The organism is Variovorax sp. PEI5 (genome assembly GCF_056679935.1).
The window spans coordinates 1,223,650-1,241,716 of record NZ_CM155257.1 but is presented as its reverse complement, the minus strand read 5'-3'; the positions used below and the strand labels follow the sequence as shown (position 1 = coordinate 1,241,716).

The following is an 18,067-nucleotide window of genomic DNA, read 5'->3' as shown; positions in this document are numbered from 1 at the left end:
AAGGATTCCCAGGCTGCCCAGAAGGCGACCCCGGGGGCATGGGGGAATCCGGCTTCACGCGCGGACGCAGGAGTGGTCGCGAAAGTCTGGACCAAAATTAAGCCGCTCTCCCTTGGTCTTCCTGGGCCTGTATGGTCCCCTGTTGACCGCTTGCTCGGCCGGGGTGGCCCAGCGTATGTTGCCGATCTCATAGTGACCCGAGGGGTCCACGCGGTCCAGGGTGGTTCCCAGGGGGCGTAGGCCAATGGACCTCACCACTTCCGCATACTTGAGCCTGTATTCGATTCCCACGTAGCCCGGACCGTCCTGAGGCTTTGGGCTGTTACATCGTTGCCGGGCATTGCACAGGGAGTTGTGCGTCGGTGGGTGTTGAAGCCCGTACTTCTTTCCTGGGGTCTTACTGCGCTTCCGCTTGCGTAGCCGTTCGCACGACCTGCATGCGCTTCTGAGCCTTTTCCCATTTGGTGGGAACGAGGAGAGGCACAGATCGAGCTTGCAAGCGCTACAGGTCTTGGTGGCCCCTTGTGGGGGTGTAGGAGTTGTCATCACAAATAAGGGCGGCCCGGGGACCCAGGCTGACCCGAAGGACAGCTAGGACACCCGGGCCGCATGGCTTACTGGTTTAGGGAGTTGTCCACCTCCTGAAGGAAGCGGATTTGCTGGTTGAACGGGAGGAGCCTGAGGAGCTTCTGGCCCGCCTTGTCGAAGTCACCGTTGACGGTGTTGGAGATCGCCGTGTAGATGTTCTGGGCCTCCCCGAAGGCAGGACCCAAGGCCGAGGCGACCGCGCTGTTCTGGGAGAACTTCGTGCCAGGGTCGAAGAACTTGGTGCCCAACATGTTGTTGATGTGGGCGCCCAAGCCGGTCTTCGTTGCCATGTCGAAGTAGGGGCTGGCGGCCCCCAGGATTCCCGAGCGATCCACCATCTCGCGTGCGAGCGTGGAAGGGTTCTCGGTCCACGAGTCCAGCTTCTCATCGAGCTTGCCGTTCTCGTAGGCCCGCAGCATGGACATGGCGGTCCCCAGGGCGATGGAGGTCGCGAAGGCCGCCATGCCTGAGTAGTAGTCCCCGGTCACAGCGCCGCGTTGCACGGCTGCCTGGAGGAAGAACCGCAGCGACATGTACGCATGGCTCTGGAATTGACCCAGGGCCTTGTAGTAGATGCTGCCGTCATGGAGACCCACGGGCACTGCGCCCATGCTCTCCGTGTAGGCCGAGCGGTTCTGGGCCTTCACGATGAAGTTCTCGAACACCTCCACCATGCGGGGGTCATCCCACTGATCGATCCCAGGGTCCACGAGGCCGCTGATCTTCTTGCTGTGCTTGCGCATCTGCTCGGCGATCTTGGCGTACTCAGGGCCACCGATGTTCATCGAGGCGAGCTGAGCACGGCGTGAGTGGCTCAGGGAGTCCCAGGGGGTCTTGGAGAACTTGGCGACGTCCGCGATGTGGGCGAAGGCAGCGGTGCGGCGCGTGAAGTCGGACACGAGGTTGAGCCCGGTTGCCCAGGTCACCTTGTCTCCCACGTTCTGCATACCGACCTCCAGCTCCCGGGTCATCTTGCGGGTGATCCCGTCACCGACACCGAACTGGTCCAGAGCAGACCCACGACCGATGGCTCGCTGGGAGACCCCGGTGTGCGAGGCGTTTTCCATGGAGGCCATCAGGACCTTGATCTGGCGCAGCCCCTCCAAGCGTCCGTCAGCGTCGTTCAACACACGGGCGTCGATCTCCTTGAGGAGCTTCGAGTAGGCCCGAGCGTTGGTCAGCACCTGACTCACGAAGCGTGGGTTGGTGAAGATGGCGGTGGCGACGTCCTGGATGGCTGCTTTCCAGATACCACCCGCGATGCGGATGTAGGCTCCGTTCATCAGGGTCTTCACGGCGAAGCTCGCCATGTCCGTGGGCTCCACGGTCCCCTTGCCGGCATTGCGGTCCCACATGTACTTGAAGTCCTTCAGACCCTTCTCGTGCATCGTCTCTCGGGCGCCGCGTTCGGGGTGATCCTTCGGGACGGACTCAACCCACTGGCGGAGTTCCTCGTCGGCCTTGGCGGCCAGGGTGCTGTAGCTCTGACCACCGAAGGCGTCGTGCAGGGCAAGCCGGCCACCCATGTCCCGCGTGTAGCGGTCCATCATGTAGCTCAGGTCGCTCTCCACCATCCCCTCGCGCTGGGCCTCAGCCATCAGCTCCTCGTTCCACTTGAACCGACGTTCCTTCAGGCGACCGATCTCAGGCGCCTCATCCAGCAGCATTCCGCTCGGGTAGTGATCCAGTCCGCTGAGGGACCGGGCCAGCTTCTCGGCGTACTCTGCCTTGGGGGTGCGCTTGCTCGCGGCGTCGAAGGCCCGGCCCGTCTTGCGGAACTGGGACTTGGCTTGGCGGAGTTCCTTGCGTCCGATGCTCAGACCCTTGCGGGCTTCCTTCCAGACCTGGATACCTTCCACCTGAGCCCTGCGGGCCTCGGCGACCTTGGCGTGCAGTTCGTCCAGGCGGGAGCGCTGGATGTCCAGCATCTCCACGATCCCCTCGTTGGTGTCAGCGGCGTGCTTGTCGCGGCGGTACTGATCGACCTCCTTGACCACCGACTCGCGGAACTGGACAGCATTACGCTGCTTGGTCGCTGCGGCGCTCAGGGCGGCCTCAGCTTCTGCGAGCTGGGCGTTGGCGACCTTGCGGGCCATGAGGGCCTCATCGATCTTCGCCATGGCTTCCAGGTACTCGGGGGACCCGGGAACCATCTTGCCTGGGCGCTTGCCCGACTCGGGGTCCTTGGGGCCGCTGCGTTCTTCCCGGAGGAAGTCCACCAGACCGTCAGCTTCTGCTTTGGTCTTCTTGGCGGCCATGGCGCCCTCAAGGGCCTCATCGACCGCTGGGCCCGTCTCCTCGAACTTCCGGGCAGCGTACTCGCCCAGGTCCAGGAGGTCGGGGTACTCCTTCCCCAGGGACTGTAGGCGGGCCTCTGCGGCCTCCGCACGACCCTTGGCGTACCCGAGGTTCCGGGCTTGCCAGTTGGCTTCCATGGCCCGTGCTCGCGTCTTCGCGGCCAGGACGGTCTTGACCTTCTTGTCGCTCTCGTGGAGCTTCAGGCCCTCGGTGAGTGCGTCGACCTCGTTGATCGCCCGCTCCAGCTTCAGCTCTGCGGCAGTCCAGGCGGTGGCAGCCTGCTCGCGCAGGTTGTGTTCCAGCTCGCCGTTCCACTCGCGCAGGGCTTGGTTCCAGAGGACCGGGTCGGCCTGGATGTCCTCCAGAGTCCGGGCTTCCACGGCGGGCGTGGTGCCCACCGCATCGACCTTGTCGCGGACCCATCCGCTCTCGCGGAGCCATTCCTCCTGCGGCTGCTTCTCCAGCAGGCGCATGACGATGTTCTCGAACTTCGAGCGGTTACGCATGATCTCGCCACGCACGAACATGACCGGGAGGCCATAGTCCTGCTGGAGAATCTTGGGGTCCACCAGACCCTTGTCGACCGCCTGCTTGAACATGTTGTCCATGTGGCGGGTCGACGCCTCGGCGGCCTTGATCACGCTGGAGTACAGCTTGTCGACTTGCTCCGGGGTCCGGCCATTGATCGACAGGCGCTGCTTGATCTCCTGCTCGGCCATGACGTTGTTCGTCATCTTGGCCCGCATGTGAGCCACGGCCTCGCCGAAGAACTCCTCGCGGGTGATCCGGTTCATCTGGACCTTGCCGTTGCTCAGGTCGTCCACGGCCCCACGGAGTCTCGCGGCCACCTTGGATTCCCCGAGGGCGGTCTGGGCCTCGCGCAGGTAACCCTTGAGGTCTTCCTGGAGCGCACGGCCCTTCTGGCGCCACACGTTGTTGATCGCCTCGGCCTCGGGGGCTGCGGCGTCACCACGGCCCATGGCGCGGTTCAGGAACCCGAACTGGTCCAGGCCCTGCGTCAGGAGACCACGGAGTCCCGGGGGGTAGTGGGGCATCCGGTCGAACACCGTGCCCTCACCCAGGGAGCCCACCTTGTTCAGGAGGGTGGACGTGGAGTCTGCGGCGCCTTGGAGGCGTGAGCCCACGGCACCGTCGCCTGTGGCCGGCAGGGTGTCCCCTTCGAGCGCTGCGATGAGTGCTGACATGTGATTTTTTCAGTTGTGTTCGCTGGGCTGCTTATGGCGGCGGGCCCAAACGAGGAAAACCCCCGGGACCTTGGAAGTCGTCGGGGGCTGCGGGTGATGTCGGCGGGACCTTTCAGTCCCAGGTGTTCGGCGGCGCGATGTCTACGGGCTTTGGGCCGGACTGCCGCGCCGTCTTGGCAACGGTGGCGTTGTGAATCTTGGTCATCCCGACCGTGGGACGAATCGTGGTGATCCGGGTGGTTCCATCGGCGAAGGTCAGGAGCCACTGGCCTCGGGCATGGAAGCTACAGAGGGTCAATGGAGACCCAGCGGCGTTCAGGTATTTCCGGGGTGGGGGCTTGGGGGCCGGGGTCTTCCAGCCGGTGACAAAGTTGGTCATTGACGCAAAGTAATGAACAAAAGGGGCCGCCCCAGATAGGGCGGCGATTCATGCAGGACGGCTGGAGTTCTTTGAAAGACCCAGGAGGCTCTTTCGGCGGTCGCGCTGCTCTTGGCGGTTCTGGTGGGCAGCGGCGTTCAAGTCCTTCCAGCAGACCTTACAGATTGGCCGGTAAGCCGGCGTGGTGGCCCCTCGTCTGTAGAACTGGGACAACGGTAAGACCTCGCGGCATGTGCCCCGGCATTGCTTCAGGGGCGCTGTAGTGGTGTCGGTATTCGTGCGCATGGGGTGTCATGCCGGCTGATCCAGCAGGCTGTAATGAACAAAAGGGGATGCAGCAAATCGGCCAGAACGGCCGGGCTGCGGAGTGATTGAGGATGGACCTCACATAGGGTCCACTACTCTCTTGTACTTTTATCGGGAAGCCTCTAGAACAGCGCAGGAGGCGCGGGGAGGCTGAGGGGCTACCCAGGTGGCGGCGACGACTACCCGCGCTTCCTAGGGCGTTTGCGCGTTCCGTAGGATGACGTGGTAAACCCAGACATTTCCTGGGTTTGTGGGTGTTCCCAAATGGGCACAAACAGGGGCGAAGTACCGGTTAAGGGGTCGCCGGTACACGCGCCGTGTACACAGGGTCCTAACCCTCTGCGAGGCGGCCTTACGGTCTCTACCCTGTGTCGCTTTAATCACCGGGCCTTGCTGGCTTGTCTACGTTAAACGTAGAAAAGGGTGTTACTCAGGTCCCTGGGAACGACACATGCGCCACAGCCCCCACGTCATCCATGCGGAGAACCTGCACGCGCTGGCAGTTCGCGTAGATGGTGTCTACGTGGTCCAAGGTGGCGTTGTGTTGCTCGGGGGTCATGACGGTCCCCAGCCTTCCACGGAATTGCACGGTGTCCGTGAGACGGCTGGTGTGCATACGGGTAGCAGGGGTGCCGTGAGCTTCAGCGGCTAAGGCTGCGGCGTTTTGGAAAAAGTTCATGTTATGTAGGGGTCAATAAAAGAAAAAAGCCTCAGGATTGCTGAGGCTTATTAAAGGGGTTTAAATTTGAATCAAGTTAATGATTGCACGACAGCATTAGCTATCAGAGGCACTGTCGGCCCAATCGTCGCTATGTTGGCGGCTGTGGATAGTGTATCTCTGATCTTTTGGCCCAGATCAGTTTTGAAAAGAAAGTGCCTATAAGGCGCATCGCGTAATGCGCGCCCTACAGTGACTTCTATTTCCTCCAATATGCCATCGGCACCGGTCAATTTATAATCATCGAGCGCGGCAATGATTTTGCGGAAACTCTTGACTAAATAAGTTTTAACCGTCAGATCGCATTCAGACTCTAGGGTTTCATTCAAAAGAGAAAGCAAATTGCTTCTGATTTGAGTAATCTCGTCCGCTGTTGCGACCTTGTTTTTTTCGTGCTGATGTAAAAGTCGAGCCGATAGGCCTAGATAGGTAAGAGTATGATTGTCAATCGAACCGTTAAAAGATTGCCAATGTCCATGCATGTTCTGGACCATGAACGCATTATTTACTGTAGTGGCCCAGTGACGCCATGAGTCGTCGTCTTGATCGGGGGATATTTCCTTAAGGCTCTGAACGGCTTCGGAGACTAGCGCCATGAGCTTGCTAAGCCTCGACATCAATAGGACTTCGTCGCCTTCTGCTTCCAAAAGAGAGGCCCAAGTATCCCTGCATGAATGACCGTCTGGAATGTTACGGCCGGCTTGCAGGACGGCCAGAAGTCGCGCGGCAGGGTTGTCGTATTTCATTGCCCTATTTTGCACTAACTCTAAGCCTGAGAATCTTCTTTGTCAGCCTACCCGCTTGCGCAGAAATAGCGACGAGATTGCTACCATTGCTGCTGGGACCATGAAAAGAATCCCGGGAAGGGCCAATCCCAGCGCGGCTAGCCAGTGCCACCCCAGGACATCCCGAGCACCAAAGAAAACACCGATGGTCAGCGGGAGCGTGAATCGTGTCGCTACTGCTAGAAGACATACGGCAAGTGCCCAGCCCCACCCGCACAAGTGCTCAATACCAGACCATCCGACCCCGAGCTGGACCAGACCGAACAGTAGAACGACGAAGAATGCGAGGGCGGCCATTTGAATCCCCTAGACAGGGCTACCAGTTTGCTCGCGTATCGCAAACGGAGGTGCGGATTCGGTTCAAGGGGTTTGAGTAGAAGCCAACTAGTTAACGGTTTTCAAGACCCGTATGGCGTCAACCTGGGCCTTCCGGACCTCCGCGAGGAATTCATTGAAGTCCCATTCACGTAGCGCCACCACAGCCAGGGCGAGGCCCTGTCTAGGGCCCTGCTTGACTCTGAGAGTACATGTCTCGCCATGTCCGTCGTCTTGGTTGACTTCAGAGCCAATCCTTGTCCGCAGATGTGCGGAGAGACGAACAGCCAACGCCCCAAGCTTCCGCCGCTCGTCGTATGTGAAAGTCGGCAGCTTGGGTCCAAGCTGGGTTGCCCGCTGAAACCTCAGGAACTCACGTTGAGCACTTGCTGATCTACGCACGTTGACGGGTGCGATGGGAGTCTTTGGCCCGATTCCCGCCATCGTCTGGGCATGCACCAGCAACACCCGCAACAGCGACTGCTCGCGTTCGATGGTCGCTGTACTGTTCCCCTCACGTCTCCGAGCATTCTTGAGTTCCTCCAGAACCCCAGGCGACACGTCCGCTACGGCAACCGTCTTGGACAGGGCAAACCGTTCGCTAACGACCTCGCGCCACAGACCGTCGACTAGGCGCATTTCCAAGCCAAACAGCTTTCGGACACGACTCAGGTTGCCCTTGCGGTCCCCCAGGGTCGTCGTAGCAAGCCAAGACTGCGCGGCATTCCAGAGCGTTGTACGGCTTACAGCGCCTTCTACGGCGTCCCGGGAATCCTTGGTAGCCTGGATAGCCTTGAGACGTTCTAGAGCCTCATACGCCTCAGCCTGGACGCGGTTGGCGGTCTTCGTGCTACCCCTGTACCGCTTTCCTTCAACCTTGAATTCGTAGTACCAGAATGAAGTCTCTGGTCGGCTGTAGAGGGCCATGGCTTAATGATAGGCCGCCTTGCGCAGGGAGCGGAACTCCCTGGCACCAGCGGACCGCGCGGCCTTCACGGCTTGCGAGAACTTCACACCGTCAGCCAACGGGGAGCCATCAGCGGCCATGACAGCAGCGGGGCCAGAGACACCCGTGCCGACAAGGATGGAGACCAGGGCGCCTGGGGTGCCTTGAAAGCCTTCGGGGAGGCTATCGACGCACAGGGCGGCCCATGACTGACCACAATCGGTTTGTCCGTATTCCGTCGAGACGACGGCGTGAGTGCGCTTAATCAGGTCAAGGCGGAGACCCTCGATAGCGGCTTGCTGGGTGGCGGTGAAAGTTGCAGCGTTTGCGATCATCTTGGCAGCTCACTAGGTTGGTTGGTGTGCTGTTAATGTAGATGCGCAATCAGAGATTTGCAAGTAGATTGTGTGTGTACAAAATCACGTTGCGGCTGATCATCTAGAAACTAGAATCTAAGTATGACAACTAGACCCCCAAGTGATCGCGGCCAAGGCCGTAAGGCCATCAGCCCTACGGGTGAACTGATGAGGTCCCGTCCTGTCCGCATGACGGACGACGAGTGGAATAAGTGCAAGCGCCTTGGTGGTGCGGCTTGGATACGGGACAAGATCAAGCGGGCCGCTGAGCCTGTGGATCAAGCGGCGTGATCCTGTAAACCCTGGGGAGCGCTAGGACCGCAGGGAAGTCCAAGTGCTCTACCGCACGCTTTAGGGTTGCCGGGGCCGGACGGTGGTAGTTGGACGCTCCCACGTTTCCCTGCTCATGACCCATGAGGGCAGTTATCAAGGCCTCTCCCAGCGGTGGATGCACGGCCCGCAGGGCGGTCCCTACGGTTGTCCGGAACGAGTGAAAGTCCCTCCATCGCCTGTAGACCGCTTGAGACTTGAAAAGCTCTCGATGAAAGTCCGACGCATAGACAGCGCCTGACCTGGATGGCTGTTCATGGAGGTCGGGAAACAAGCGCATGGAGTCCCCCAGACCCGCAGAGATCGCGCGAGCCCGCTGGTCCGACACGAAGTCCGCAAAGCCCAGAGCAAGCAGCTTGGAATGCACGGCGATCTGTCGGACCCCTGCGGATGACTTCACAGCCTTTCCGTCTTCCTCATTGATGGACAGCATCAAGACCCCATCACGGCTGGAGACATCCCGTAGCTGTAGCTGGCACAACTCGGCAAGACGGCAGCCGGTGAGGACTGCCATGGGGATGAGCCAATAGGCTGCGTCATGGCCTCCACGGGGATCAGAGGGCAGGGCGTAGGTCTGGTGTAGATCGGAGGCGAGGAGCGTTTCTAAGTCCTCGTTGTCCCAGGTGTCCCGCTGGGTCGCCTTGCCCTTGGCGATGGTCGTTCCTGCCCAAGGATTGGCGTCCAGGTATCCGCGTTCTTTCACAGCCCAGTTGATCAAAGCTTGGATGTTGGACAGGACATCAGATTGCGTCTTCGAGCTGGAGCCCTTCATGGCGGTCTGGATGTGCTGCTTGAAGCCCAGGGCGTGTTGGCGTGTCAGGCCCTCAAGGGGAGCCCAGTAGCCGCTGATCTCCAACATCTTCAAGGCGCGACCCATCTTGGCCTTGGCGTCCCTCGACTTGTCTTGTGCCCACTCGTCCTGCACGTCCCAAAGGGTCCGAAGGTTCCCCCCGGACTTCCGGGAAGCTTTGGGGGAGGCTGGTGAATCTGCGCGAGGCAACAGGCCCTCTGAGGGCTCAGGCATCTCCGGGGTAGTCACTGCCTCACCAAGGTTGCGACGGCCCACGTCAATCCACGCGGTGATGACGGCCCGTAGCACTGTCAGGACGGCAGGGCGATTCCGGGACCAATCGGCCGACAGGCCCAGCTGCCGGGCTTCTAGGGCGGCCTCTTCTTCGCCATAGGTGAGATGCCCACGAGCAAGCGAGGACGAAAGACCCATGGCGAGGGTGTCATGGATGCGCCCCAAGGTCTTGAGCTGCTCAGGGGTCATGCCATGCTTGCCAATCTCAACGAGCGTCTTAGGCCTTGGTGGACGGTCAGCCGTGAAGAAGCGCAGAGGCTCAGGTGCAAAGACCGTCAGGAAGGACCCCAGGGCCTTTGGATCGAAGCGAATGGCGTCATCCATCGCCAGGATGCGGGCACGGGCACGCTGCGCCAACAGGTCTGCCAGCTCGGGCGAGATGACCGCCTGTTGCATGGGCTGTAGCTGGGCTTGCTGGCGGGCGAAGGTGTCCGCGTAGGTCTGATGGATTCCCAGGGCAACCGTGCGGGCCACGGTGGCATCCGCAGTGTTCAAGCTGACCCTGACAAAGGCACGGCCTCCATGGAAGGAATCCCTGAGGGCCATGGGGATCATGACGCGGAGATACCAGTTGGTGGACCCCCCGCGCTGATGCATTCCAGTGATTTTTCGTGCTGCCATGCGGTGCTCTCCAGGTTCAATTTTATGAAGCTGTGACACACCCTGGGAACACATCGAAAGTGCCCGAGACTTAAGCTGGGCGCGGCTCCCAGCGCAGAGGCTAGGAAACCGTTGGAGCGGGTGAAGGGAATCGAACCCTCGTATGAAGCTTGGGAAGCTGCCGTTCTACCATTGAACTACACCCGCATCGGCCGCGATTCTACCGTCGCTCCGGCATCGCTCTCGACGCCGACAGGCCGATCTCAGGGCGCGGTCCAGGCCTCGTAGACGGCGCCTTCATAGAGGAACTGCGGATATCGTTGCCGCACCGTGTCTCGCTCGGCGGCGCTGATCGTGTAGAAGTGCGTGCCGGTCCATGTGTTGTAGAAGCGGAAGACGGGCATCGAGCCCGCGCCGGCACCGACGTTGGCGAACCAGCCGGTACCCTCGAATGCGAACCAGGGATAGCGCGCCACGACGTTGGCGCGCTCGCTGTCGCTGATGGTGTAGAAGTGGGAGTTGGTGCGCGGGTTGTAGAAGCGATAGACCGGACTCGATCCCGTCGCTCGGGCGCCATAGGCATGGAACACCGGGCCCTCGTAGATGAAGGTGGCACCGTACTTGTCGATCGTGCGGTCTCGTTCGACGGCATCGGTCGTGTAGAAATGGGTCGCCGTCCCGATGTTGTAGAAGCGGAAGACGGGCGTCCGGATGGTGTCGGATGCTCGATTCAGCCATTGGGAAAGCGCGGCCTGGTAGGCCCGGTCGAAGCGACCGTAGCCATCCAGTCCGATCCGGTTGACGCACGACGAGGCGCCGCCACGCAACTGACCGATCAGGTAGCTGGTGCCATTGAGCCGCGTGAACAGGCCGTACCCGCTGCTGCCCGCCTCGGTGGCGCCTTGCTGCCACGTGGCGAGCAGGTAGTTGGCGATGGTCGGACTGGCGTTCGCGCAGCTGAAGGTATCGGAGGCACCGCTGGGCGTGCAGGATGCGAAGCCCCACAGATAGCCCAGGTTCAGCTTCTGCAGGTCGCCCGAAGGATGGTGCAACGTGAACACCTCCTTGAACAGTTCCGCCGCGAAGGGGCTCGATCCGGCATGGATGGCGCCCGTCGGAGGGGTCGCGTTGAGCCGCATGAACGACGTGTCGGTGTCCGCGCCGGCATACAGGAGCGCCGCCCCGCCCGCCACCAGCGTCAGGCTTGGCAGCGGGATCGCGTTGGCGCAGGCGGACGCCCGCGCGAACCACAGGGTGATCAGTGTCGAGGCCACCGTCTGCTGGCCGATGCAGTGCCTGGCGGTCAGGAAGTAGGGCGTGCCCGACGACGCCCGGTCGTTCATCAGCGTGCCGGTGCAGGTGTACGAATCGCCATCGTCGACGAAGGACATCAATGCCACCGACCGGCTCTCGCGCTCGTAGGCCGGATCGCAGGTCACATTCCGCTGGCAGGCGCCGGAGTCGCCGAGATCGCGGCTCGGGTCGCGGACCTCCTGGGGTTCTCCCAGGCGTCGATGGATGTGCGAGAGCGAGGGCACCGACAGGTCGGTCGTCGCCGGGTCCACGCCCGCGGGCACCTCGATCTCCATCGTCACTTCGTCGCCGCCCAGGTCGGGGGACCAGTAGGTGCGTGCCGCATCGGTCGTGTCGCCCGCATCCAGGTTGCGCTGGATGAGATCGAGGATCTCCCGAGCCGCCACTTCGAACGCGGTGGCGCTTCCGGGGACGTGGAAGCGCACGACCGCTGCCATCGGCAGGTCGCGCACCAGCAGGCCCAGCCGGACACCGCTCGCGTTCGTCGAGCGGAAGGTCAAGGCCGCGATCCGTCCACCGTTCGAGGACGGGACCCAGTCGAGCAGTGCCGTGACACCGGTCCTGCTCGACGTCGCGGGAATCGCTCGACCGATGCCGATCCGGGTCGGGGCGCCGCTCTCGGCGCCCAGCGAGATCGCGGTCGGCATCAGTGTTCTCCTCCGCTCCTCCTCCTCGTCGAGCGGCGGCAGCACGACCTGCGACGCCATCAGGCCGCGCTCGGACCGGCGGGGACGGAACGGCGACACGTCCTGCGTCTGGAGCGCCGTGCGGACCAGCGGCTCGATCAGTGCGACGGGTGCCGCCGCCGGCGTGGCGGCGCCCACGACGGTCGCGCCACCGCCATCGCCCGCTGCGGGCGCCGAGGCGCGGTCCCCACCACCGCCATCCCCGCCGCACGCGACCAGCGCGAGAGCCATCCACATCGCGGCGACCCACCTGCCACAAGCTGTTGCCATCCCCGGATCCCCCTGTGATGAAGCCGCCCCGACCACGCCGGCATGCGGGCCCGCGAACGCGGCCGGGCGCTTTTCAGTGTCGTGCGTTCCACTGAGGCTGCAGCGCTGGAATGCTCCGAGATCGGAGCCGCCGCCAGCCGGTGCCGGGCGGTCGTTCCGCAGACACGACGACGCGGTCCGGTCCTGCCGGCGCGCGACCTCGCGGCATCGGAAGATGACCCTCCCATCCATCCACCGGAGCCGCCTCTTCCATGGCCGACACGATCGCCGATTTCATCGTCAAGACCCTCGCCAACGTCGGCGTCGAACGCATGTGGGGCGTCACGGGCGACAGCCTCAATGCGATCAACGACGCCCTGCGCGCGCATGGCGGCATCGAGTTCATGCATGTGCGCCACGAGGAGGCGGGCGCCTTCGCGGCCGGCGCCGAGGCGGCGGCGACGGGCAGGCTGGCGGTGTGCGCCGGCAGCTGCGGGCCGGGCAACCTGCATCTGATCAACGGCTTGTTCGACTGCCATCGCAGCCGGGTGCCGGTGCTGGCCATCGCCAGCCACATCCCGACCTCCGAGATCGGCCTGTCGTACTTCCAGGAGACGCATCCGACCGACCTGTTCCGCGAATGCAGCCATTTCTGCGAGATGCTGACCAGTGCGCAGCAGCTGCCCGAACTGCTGCACCGGGCCCTGCGCACGGCCATCGGACAGAACGGCGTGGCCGTTCTGGTGGTGCCGGGCGATGTCTCGCTGCTGGAGATGCCCAAGGGTGTCTCGACGGAATTCCCGGCGCTGGCGGCGCCGCGCCTGGTGCCGGCCCGCGCCGAGATCGCGCGGGCGGTCGACGTGCTGGAGGGTGCTTCCAAGGTGACGATCCTGGCCGGCGCCGGCTGTGCCGGCGCGCATGCCGAACTGATGGTGCTGGCCGACCGGCTGGCCGCTCCCATCGTCCATGCCTATCGCGGCAAGGAACATGTCGAATGGGACAACCCCTTCGACGTCGGCATGACCGGCCTGATCGGACTGTCGTCGGGGTACGACGCGGTGATGGACTGCGAGGTGCTGCTGATGCTGGGCACCGATTTCCCGTATCGCGCCTTCTACCCGAAGGACGCCAAGGTCATCCAGGTCGACCGCGACCCATCGGCGCTCGGCCGGCGCACGGCCCTGACGCTGGGCGTGGTCGCCGACGTGAGGGAGTTCGCGGCCCTGTTGGCGCCGGAGATCGGCGAGGGCCGCTCGCGCGCCTTCCTCGACGCGGCGCGCCGGAGCTTCCAGGAGGTGCAGAAGAGCCTGGACGACCTGGCGACGCCGCGCGAGGCGGGCCAGCCGCTGCATCCGCAATATGTCTCGAAGATGGTCGACGCGCTGGCGGCCGACGATGCCATCTTCACCGCCGATGTCGGCACGCCGGTGGTGTGGGCCGCACGGTACTTCCGCATGAACGGCCGGCGACGCCTGATCGGATCGTTCAACCACGGCTCCATGGCCAACGCGATGCCGCAGGCCCTGGGCGCGCAGGCCGCGTTCCCGGGACGGCAGGTGATCTCGATGTCCGGCGACGGCGGCTTCGCGATGCTGATGGGCGACCTGCTCAGCGCGGTCCAATTGCGCCTGCCGATCAAGATCGTGGTGCTCAACAACGGCTCGCTCGATTTCGTCGAGATGGAGATGAAGGCGGCGGGCTACCTGTCGACCAACGTGGCGCTGAAGAACCCGGACTTCGCGGCCATGGCCAATGCCATCGGCCTGCTGGGCCTTCGCGTCGAGGATTCGGAGACATTGCGACCGGCATTGGAGGCGGCCTTCGCGCACGACGGCCCGGTGCTGATCGATGTCGTGGCGGCGCGGCAGGAGCTGATCATGCCGCCGAAGATCCAGGCCGAGCAGGCCAAGGGCTTCAGCCTGTACGCGTTGCGCGCGATCCTGTCGGGCCGTGGGGACGAGGTGCTGGAACTGGCGAAGACCAACCTGCTGCGCTGACCGGGGTCGGCGCGTCGGGGGCAGGGTGGCGGGACGCTGGAGGGAGGAGGGTCCGCCTGAAGGGCTCCGGTGATGCGGAGCGCCTGGATCCAGGCGGACATTGAATGAGGTTGACGAGCCTTACCCCCGGCACTGGCTACGCAGTTAGGGCTGCTTGGTTCCCCACCTGACCCGGTTGGCCGCTTCACCATGCGGGGAGGCCCGTCAGAGCGCATTCTAAACCGACGCGACTTGTCCCTGGCCGGTTCCGGGCATTGCGAAAGCCCGTCGCGACGCCCGCGTCCGCATCGCCGTGGTGATCCGATGGCTTCGCCGCCACACGTAAAATCGCACCAATGTCCTATCTCGTGCTCGCTCGCAAATACCGGCCCCGCAACTTCGAGGAGATGGTCGGTCAGGAGCACGTGGTGCAGGCCCTGTCCAATGCGCTGACGACCGGGCGGCTGCATCACGCCTATCTGTTCACCGGCACGCGCGGCGTCGGCAAGACGACCGTCTCGCGCGTCCTGGCCAAGTCGCTGAACTGCCAGGGGCCCGATGGCCGGGGCGGCATCACGGCCCATCCGTGCGGCGTGTGCCAGGCCTGCGTCGACATCGATGCCGGCCGCTTCGTCGACTACACCGAACTCGATGCCGCCTCCAACCGGGGTGTCGACGAGGTGCAGGCCCTGCTGGAGCAGGCGGTCTACAAGCCGGTGCAGGGGCGCTTCAAGGTCTTCATGATCGACGAGGTCCACATGCTCACGAACACCGCGTTCAACGCGATGCTCAAGACCCTGGAGGAGCCGCCCGAATACCTGAAGTTCGTCCTCGCCACCACCGATCCGCAGAAGGTGCCGGTCACGGTGCTGTCGCGCTGCCTGCAGTTCAACCTGCGCCCGATGGCGCCGGAGACCGTGCGGGAGCATCTGGTCCAGGTGCTGGCGACCGAGCACGTCGAGGCCGAGCCGCAGGCGTTGCGCCTGCTGGCAAGGGCGGCGCGCGGATCGATGCGCGATGCGCTCTCGCTGACCGACCAGGCCATCGCCTTCGGCAATGGCACGCTGCGCGAGGACGGCGTGCGCCAGATGCTCGGCAGCGCCGACCGGGGCCACGTGTTCGGCCTGATCGACGCGCTGGCGCGTGCCGATGGGCACACGGTCGTCGAGACCTCCGAGGCCCTGCGCCGCGATGGCATCGCCGCCGCCTCGACGCTGGAGGAGATGACCTCGGTGCTGCAGTCGATGGCCGTGCTGCAGGCCGTGCCGTCGCGCGCCGCCGCGGCGGTGGCGGACGACAGCGATCCCGATGCCGCCGAGACCGCGCGGCTCGCCGCCCTGATGCCCGGCGACGAGACGCAGCTGCTCTACAGCCTGTGCCTGCATGGCCGGGGCGAACTCGGCCTGGCGCCCGACGAGTACGCGGCGCTCACGATGGTGCTGCTGCGCCTGCTGGCCTTCAAGCCGGCCGGCGCGCGGCCGCTCGAGACGGCGGGTGCCGCCGCGCCGGAAAAAAAAACTCTGAAGCCTGATGCTCCGATGGCGGCCATGCCGGCGCCGGCGATGCCTGGCCGGGCCGGCCAGGACGCGGTCGTCCAGGGAGCCGTCGATGCCGATGCCGATGCAGGAGAAGTCGATGCCGATCATCGACCCGCCATCGCACCCACCCCGGCCCCTCCACCCGTCGCGGCGCCATCCGCGCCCATGCGCCCACCGGCGCCCGCCTTCGTCTCCCGCGCCACGGCGCCGCACGGCCATCGCCTGCCGGTGCGCGAGACGCCGGTCGCCGATGCGGCGCGAGTCGATGCCGCAGCGCCGCCCGACGAACCGCCGGACGCCGATCGCGTCCTGGCGATGCCGGTGCGCGTGCAGCCGGCCGCCGCTGGCCGCGAGCATCCGCAGGATCGCTCGGTGGTCGATGCCGGCAACGCGGTGCGACGCACGGCCGGCGCCGAGGTGGCAGCCGCCTCGCACGCGATCGAGCCGAGCGAGGTCGGCGATTTCTGGCACGCCACCGTCACGCAGCTGGTCGTCGCCGAGGCCATCACCGCGCTGGCGCGCGAGCTGGCCCTGCAGTCGCAGCTCGTCGCGCGCGACCTCGACCGCTGGCTGCTGCGCATCGAGCGCGAATCGCTCAACCAGCCCGCCAGCCGGGACCGGCTGCAGACCGCGCTCGCCGGTCTCGGCCACGCCGTGATGCTGACCATCGAGATCGGTGGCATCTCCGACAGTCCGGCGCGCCGCAACAAGCTCGCCGCCGACGCCCGCCAGCGCGCGGCGGAGGAGGCGATCCACAACGACCCCGAGGTGCAGTCGATGATGCGCGACTGGGATGCGAAGATCGTCCCCGGTTCGCTCAAGCCGGCCTGAGCCGGACGATCGATTCGCGTTTTCCATCCGTTCACTCCTTCTTTTCCACACCCACTTTTCCAGGATCAAGACCATGTTCAACAAGGGACAACTCGCCGGCCTCATGAAGCAGGCCCAGGCCATGCAGGACAACCTCAAGAAGGCGCAGGAGGAGCTGGCCCACATCGAGGTCGAGGGCGAATCGGGCGCCGGTCTGGTGAAGGTGCTGATGACCTGCAAGCACGACGTCAAGCGCATCACCATCGACCCCAGCCTCCTGGCCGACGACAAGGACATGCTGGAGGACCTGGTGGCCGCCGCCTTCAATGCCGCCGTGCGCAAGGCCGAGGAGGTGAGCGAGCAGAAGATGGGCAAGCTGACCGCCGGTCTGCCACCCGGCATGAAGATGCCGTTCTGAGCGCGGTCGTGACCGTGACCACGCCTCACCATGGCTGACGCCAGTTCGCTCGACGCCCTCGTCGAGGCCTTGCGCCGGCTGCCCGGCGTGGGAGTCAAATCCGCCTCGCGCATGGCCTTCCACATGCTGCAGCACGACCGCGCCGGCACCGACCTGCTGGCCCGTGCATTGCAGCAGGCGGCGGCCCACGTGCGCCACTGCGATCGCTGCAACACCTTCACCGAGGGCGAGATCTGCAGTGTCTGTCTCGACCCCCGGCGCGACGCCACCAAGCTGTGCGTCGTCGAGACGCCCGCCGACCAGGCGGCGCTCGAACGCACCGGCGCCTTCCGGGGCTACTACTTCGTGCTGATGGGGCGCCTGAGTCCGCTCGACGGCATAGGGCCGCGCGACATCGGCCTGCAGAAGCTCTTCGACCGTGCGCTCGACGGCATCGTGAGCGAGGTCATCCTGGCGACCAACTTCACCGCCGAGGGCGAGGCCACGGCCCATGTCGTGGGCGAGGCCCTGCGCCAGCGTGGTCTGACCGTGACGCGCCTGGCGCGTGGCGTGCCGGCCGGCAGCGAACTCGAATATGTCGACCTGGGCACCATCGCCCATGCGCTGGTCGACCGCCGTTGAAGAAGAGAGCACCCGATGAACTTCCCCTCGCTGACGCTGGCCTATTGGTGCGTGCTGATCGCCGCCGTGCTGCCCTATCTGACGGCCTACCTGGCCAAGGCCGGTGCCTACGGACTGAACGACAACGACGCGCCGCGTGACTGGGCGGCGCGGCAGAGTGGCTGGCGCTCGCGCGCCAATGCGGCGCAGGCCAACGGCTTCGAAGGCCTGCCATTCTTCATCGGCGCGGTGGTGATCGCGCATCAGCTCGGTGCCGCGCAGGGTCGCATCGATCTGCTCGCGGGCGCCTACGTGCTGCTGCGGGTGATCTACATCGGGCTCTACGTCAAGGGCATCGGTGGCGCGCGCAGCCTGGTATGGGCACTGGGCTTCATCGCCAACGTCGCGCTCCTGTTCGCCGGACGCTGAAGGCGCTTGGAGGGTGGGGGCCAACCCACCAAAAGCAATACCTTCGTCGTCACGTGAAAACCCGCACGGGGATGTTCCTGATGACTTGGCGTGAGCACACGCTTTAAGCTCGACCGTAACAAAGACGAACACGACGA

At 64.3% G+C, this 18,067-nt stretch carries 12 protein-coding genes, 1 tRNA gene and 1 other RNA gene; 5 read left to right on the top strand and 9 right to left on the bottom strand.

From position 1 onward, the window contains the following. Positions 1 to 614 precede the first annotated feature (614 nt). The 8 genes from AC1MLT_RS05685 to AC1MLT_RS05650 form a co-directional block, all read right to left on the bottom strand. Complete coding sequence (locus AC1MLT_RS05685; RefSeq protein ID WP_481034291.1) at positions 615 to 4,091, bottom strand: hypothetical protein; 3,477 nt, start codon at positions 4,089 to 4,091, stop codon at positions 615 to 617. Between the two features lie 112 nt (positions 4,092 to 4,203). Continuing rightward, positions 4,204 to 4,470 (bottom strand): hypothetical protein, encoded by a 267-nt coding sequence (locus tag AC1MLT_RS05680; protein ID WP_481034289.1) that lies wholly within the window; start codon positions 4,468 to 4,470, stop codon positions 4,204 to 4,206. Between the two features lie 1,056 nt (positions 4,471 to 5,526). Next, entirely contained in the window at positions 5,527 to 6,240 is a 714-nt protein-coding gene (locus AC1MLT_RS05675) for a hypothetical protein (RefSeq protein WP_481034288.1), read from the bottom strand. A gap of 423 nt (positions 6,241 to 6,663) precedes the next feature. Continuing rightward, complete coding sequence (locus tag AC1MLT_RS05670) at positions 6,664 to 7,521, bottom strand: hypothetical protein (RefSeq protein WP_481034287.1); 858 nt, start codon at positions 7,519 to 7,521, stop codon at positions 6,664 to 6,666. Between the two features lie 3 nt (positions 7,522 to 7,524). After that, the gene (locus tag AC1MLT_RS05665; protein WP_481034285.1) at positions 7,525 to 7,875 is read right to left on the bottom strand and encodes a hypothetical protein; all 351 of its coding nucleotides are present in this window, start codon (positions 7,873 to 7,875) and stop codon (positions 7,525 to 7,527) included. 274 nt (positions 7,876 to 8,149) lie between these two features. Then, positions 8,150 to 9,931: a DUF6538 domain-containing protein gene (locus AC1MLT_RS05660; protein ID WP_481034284.1), complete on the bottom strand. Its 1,782-nt coding sequence runs from the start codon at positions 9,929 to 9,931 to the stop codon at positions 8,150 to 8,152. Between the two features lie 112 nt (positions 9,932 to 10,043). Continuing rightward, positions 10,044 to 10,117 (bottom strand) — tRNA-Gly (locus tag AC1MLT_RS05655). Positions 10,118 to 10,173: 56 nt separating this feature from the next. Continuing rightward, the gene (locus tag AC1MLT_RS05650) at positions 10,174 to 12,147 is read right to left on the bottom strand and encodes a serine protease (protein ID WP_481034283.1); all 1,974 of its coding nucleotides are present in this window, start codon (positions 12,145 to 12,147) and stop codon (positions 10,174 to 10,176) included. A gap of 284 nt (positions 12,148 to 12,431) precedes the next feature. On the opposite strand from AC1MLT_RS05650, the gene poxB reads away from it, so the two are divergent. Beyond that, a complete protein-coding gene (gene poxB / locus AC1MLT_RS05645; protein WP_481034281.1) occupies positions 12,432 to 14,156 on the top strand; it encodes a ubiquinone-dependent pyruvate dehydrogenase in 1,725 nt (574 codons plus the stop codon). 109 nt (positions 14,157 to 14,265) lie between these two features. Here the strand turns inward: poxB and ffs are convergent. Further along, positions 14,266 to 14,362, bottom strand: an RNA gene (ffs, locus tag AC1MLT_RS05640) — signal recognition particle sRNA small type. 129 nt (positions 14,363 to 14,491) lie between these two features. Between ffs and dnaX the strand changes: the two genes are divergently transcribed. From dnaX to AC1MLT_RS05620, 4 genes are all read left to right on the top strand, one after another. Continuing rightward, positions 14,492 to 16,504 (top strand): DNA polymerase III subunit gamma/tau, encoded by a 2,013-nt coding sequence (gene dnaX, locus AC1MLT_RS05635; protein WP_481034280.1) that lies wholly within the window; start codon positions 14,492 to 14,494, stop codon positions 16,502 to 16,504. Positions 16,505 to 16,577: 73 nt separating this feature from the next. Continuing rightward, positions 16,578 to 16,901, top strand: a complete 324-nt coding sequence (locus tag AC1MLT_RS05630) for a YbaB/EbfC family nucleoid-associated protein (protein ID WP_429590255.1) — start codon at positions 16,578 to 16,580, stop codon at positions 16,899 to 16,901. 30 nt (positions 16,902 to 16,931) lie between these two features. Beyond that, positions 16,932 to 17,522 (top strand): recombination mediator RecR, encoded by a 591-nt coding sequence (recR, locus tag AC1MLT_RS05625; RefSeq protein ID WP_481034279.1) that lies wholly within the window; start codon positions 16,932 to 16,934, stop codon positions 17,520 to 17,522. A 15-nt stretch (positions 17,523 to 17,537) separates the two neighbouring features. Continuing rightward, positions 17,538 to 17,930, top strand: a complete 393-nt coding sequence (locus AC1MLT_RS05620; RefSeq protein WP_481034277.1) for an MAPEG family protein — start codon at positions 17,538 to 17,540, stop codon at positions 17,928 to 17,930. Positions 17,931 to 18,067: the final 137 nt, after the last annotated feature.

Coding starts and splice junctions, on each gene's coding strand:
- AC1MLT_RS05685 (WP_481034291.1), bottom strand. CDS start 4,091: ATGTCAGCACTCATCGCAGCGCTCGAAGGGGACACCCTGCCGGCCACA.
- AC1MLT_RS05680 (WP_481034289.1), bottom strand. CDS start 4,470: ATGACCAACTTTGTCACCGGCTGGAAGACCCCGGCCCCCAAGCCCCCA.
- AC1MLT_RS05675 (WP_481034288.1), bottom strand. CDS start 6,240: ATGAAATACGACAACCCTGCCGCGCGACTTCTGGCCGTCCTGCAAGCC.
- AC1MLT_RS05670 (WP_481034287.1), bottom strand. CDS start 7,521: ATGGCCCTCTACAGCCGACCAGAGACTTCATTCTGGTACTACGAATTC.
- AC1MLT_RS05665 (WP_481034285.1), bottom strand. CDS start 7,875: ATGATCGCAAACGCTGCAACTTTCACCGCCACCCAGCAAGCCGCTATC.
- AC1MLT_RS05660 (WP_481034284.1), bottom strand. CDS start 9,931: ATGGCAGCACGAAAAATCACTGGAATGCATCAGCGCGGGGGGTCCACC.
- AC1MLT_RS05650 (WP_481034283.1), bottom strand. CDS start 12,147: ATGTGGATGGCTCTCGCGCTGGTCGCGTGCGGCGGGGATGGCGGTGGT.
- poxB (WP_481034281.1), top strand. CDS start 12,432: ATGGCCGACACGATCGCCGATTTCATCGTCAAGACCCTCGCCAACGTC.
- dnaX (WP_481034280.1), top strand. CDS start 14,492: ATGTCCTATCTCGTGCTCGCTCGCAAATACCGGCCCCGCAACTTCGAG.
- AC1MLT_RS05630 (WP_429590255.1), top strand. CDS start 16,578: ATGTTCAACAAGGGACAACTCGCCGGCCTCATGAAGCAGGCCCAGGCC.
- recR (WP_481034279.1), top strand. CDS start 16,932: ATGGCTGACGCCAGTTCGCTCGACGCCCTCGTCGAGGCCTTGCGCCGG.
- AC1MLT_RS05620 (WP_481034277.1), top strand. CDS start 17,538: ATGAACTTCCCCTCGCTGACGCTGGCCTATTGGTGCGTGCTGATCGCC.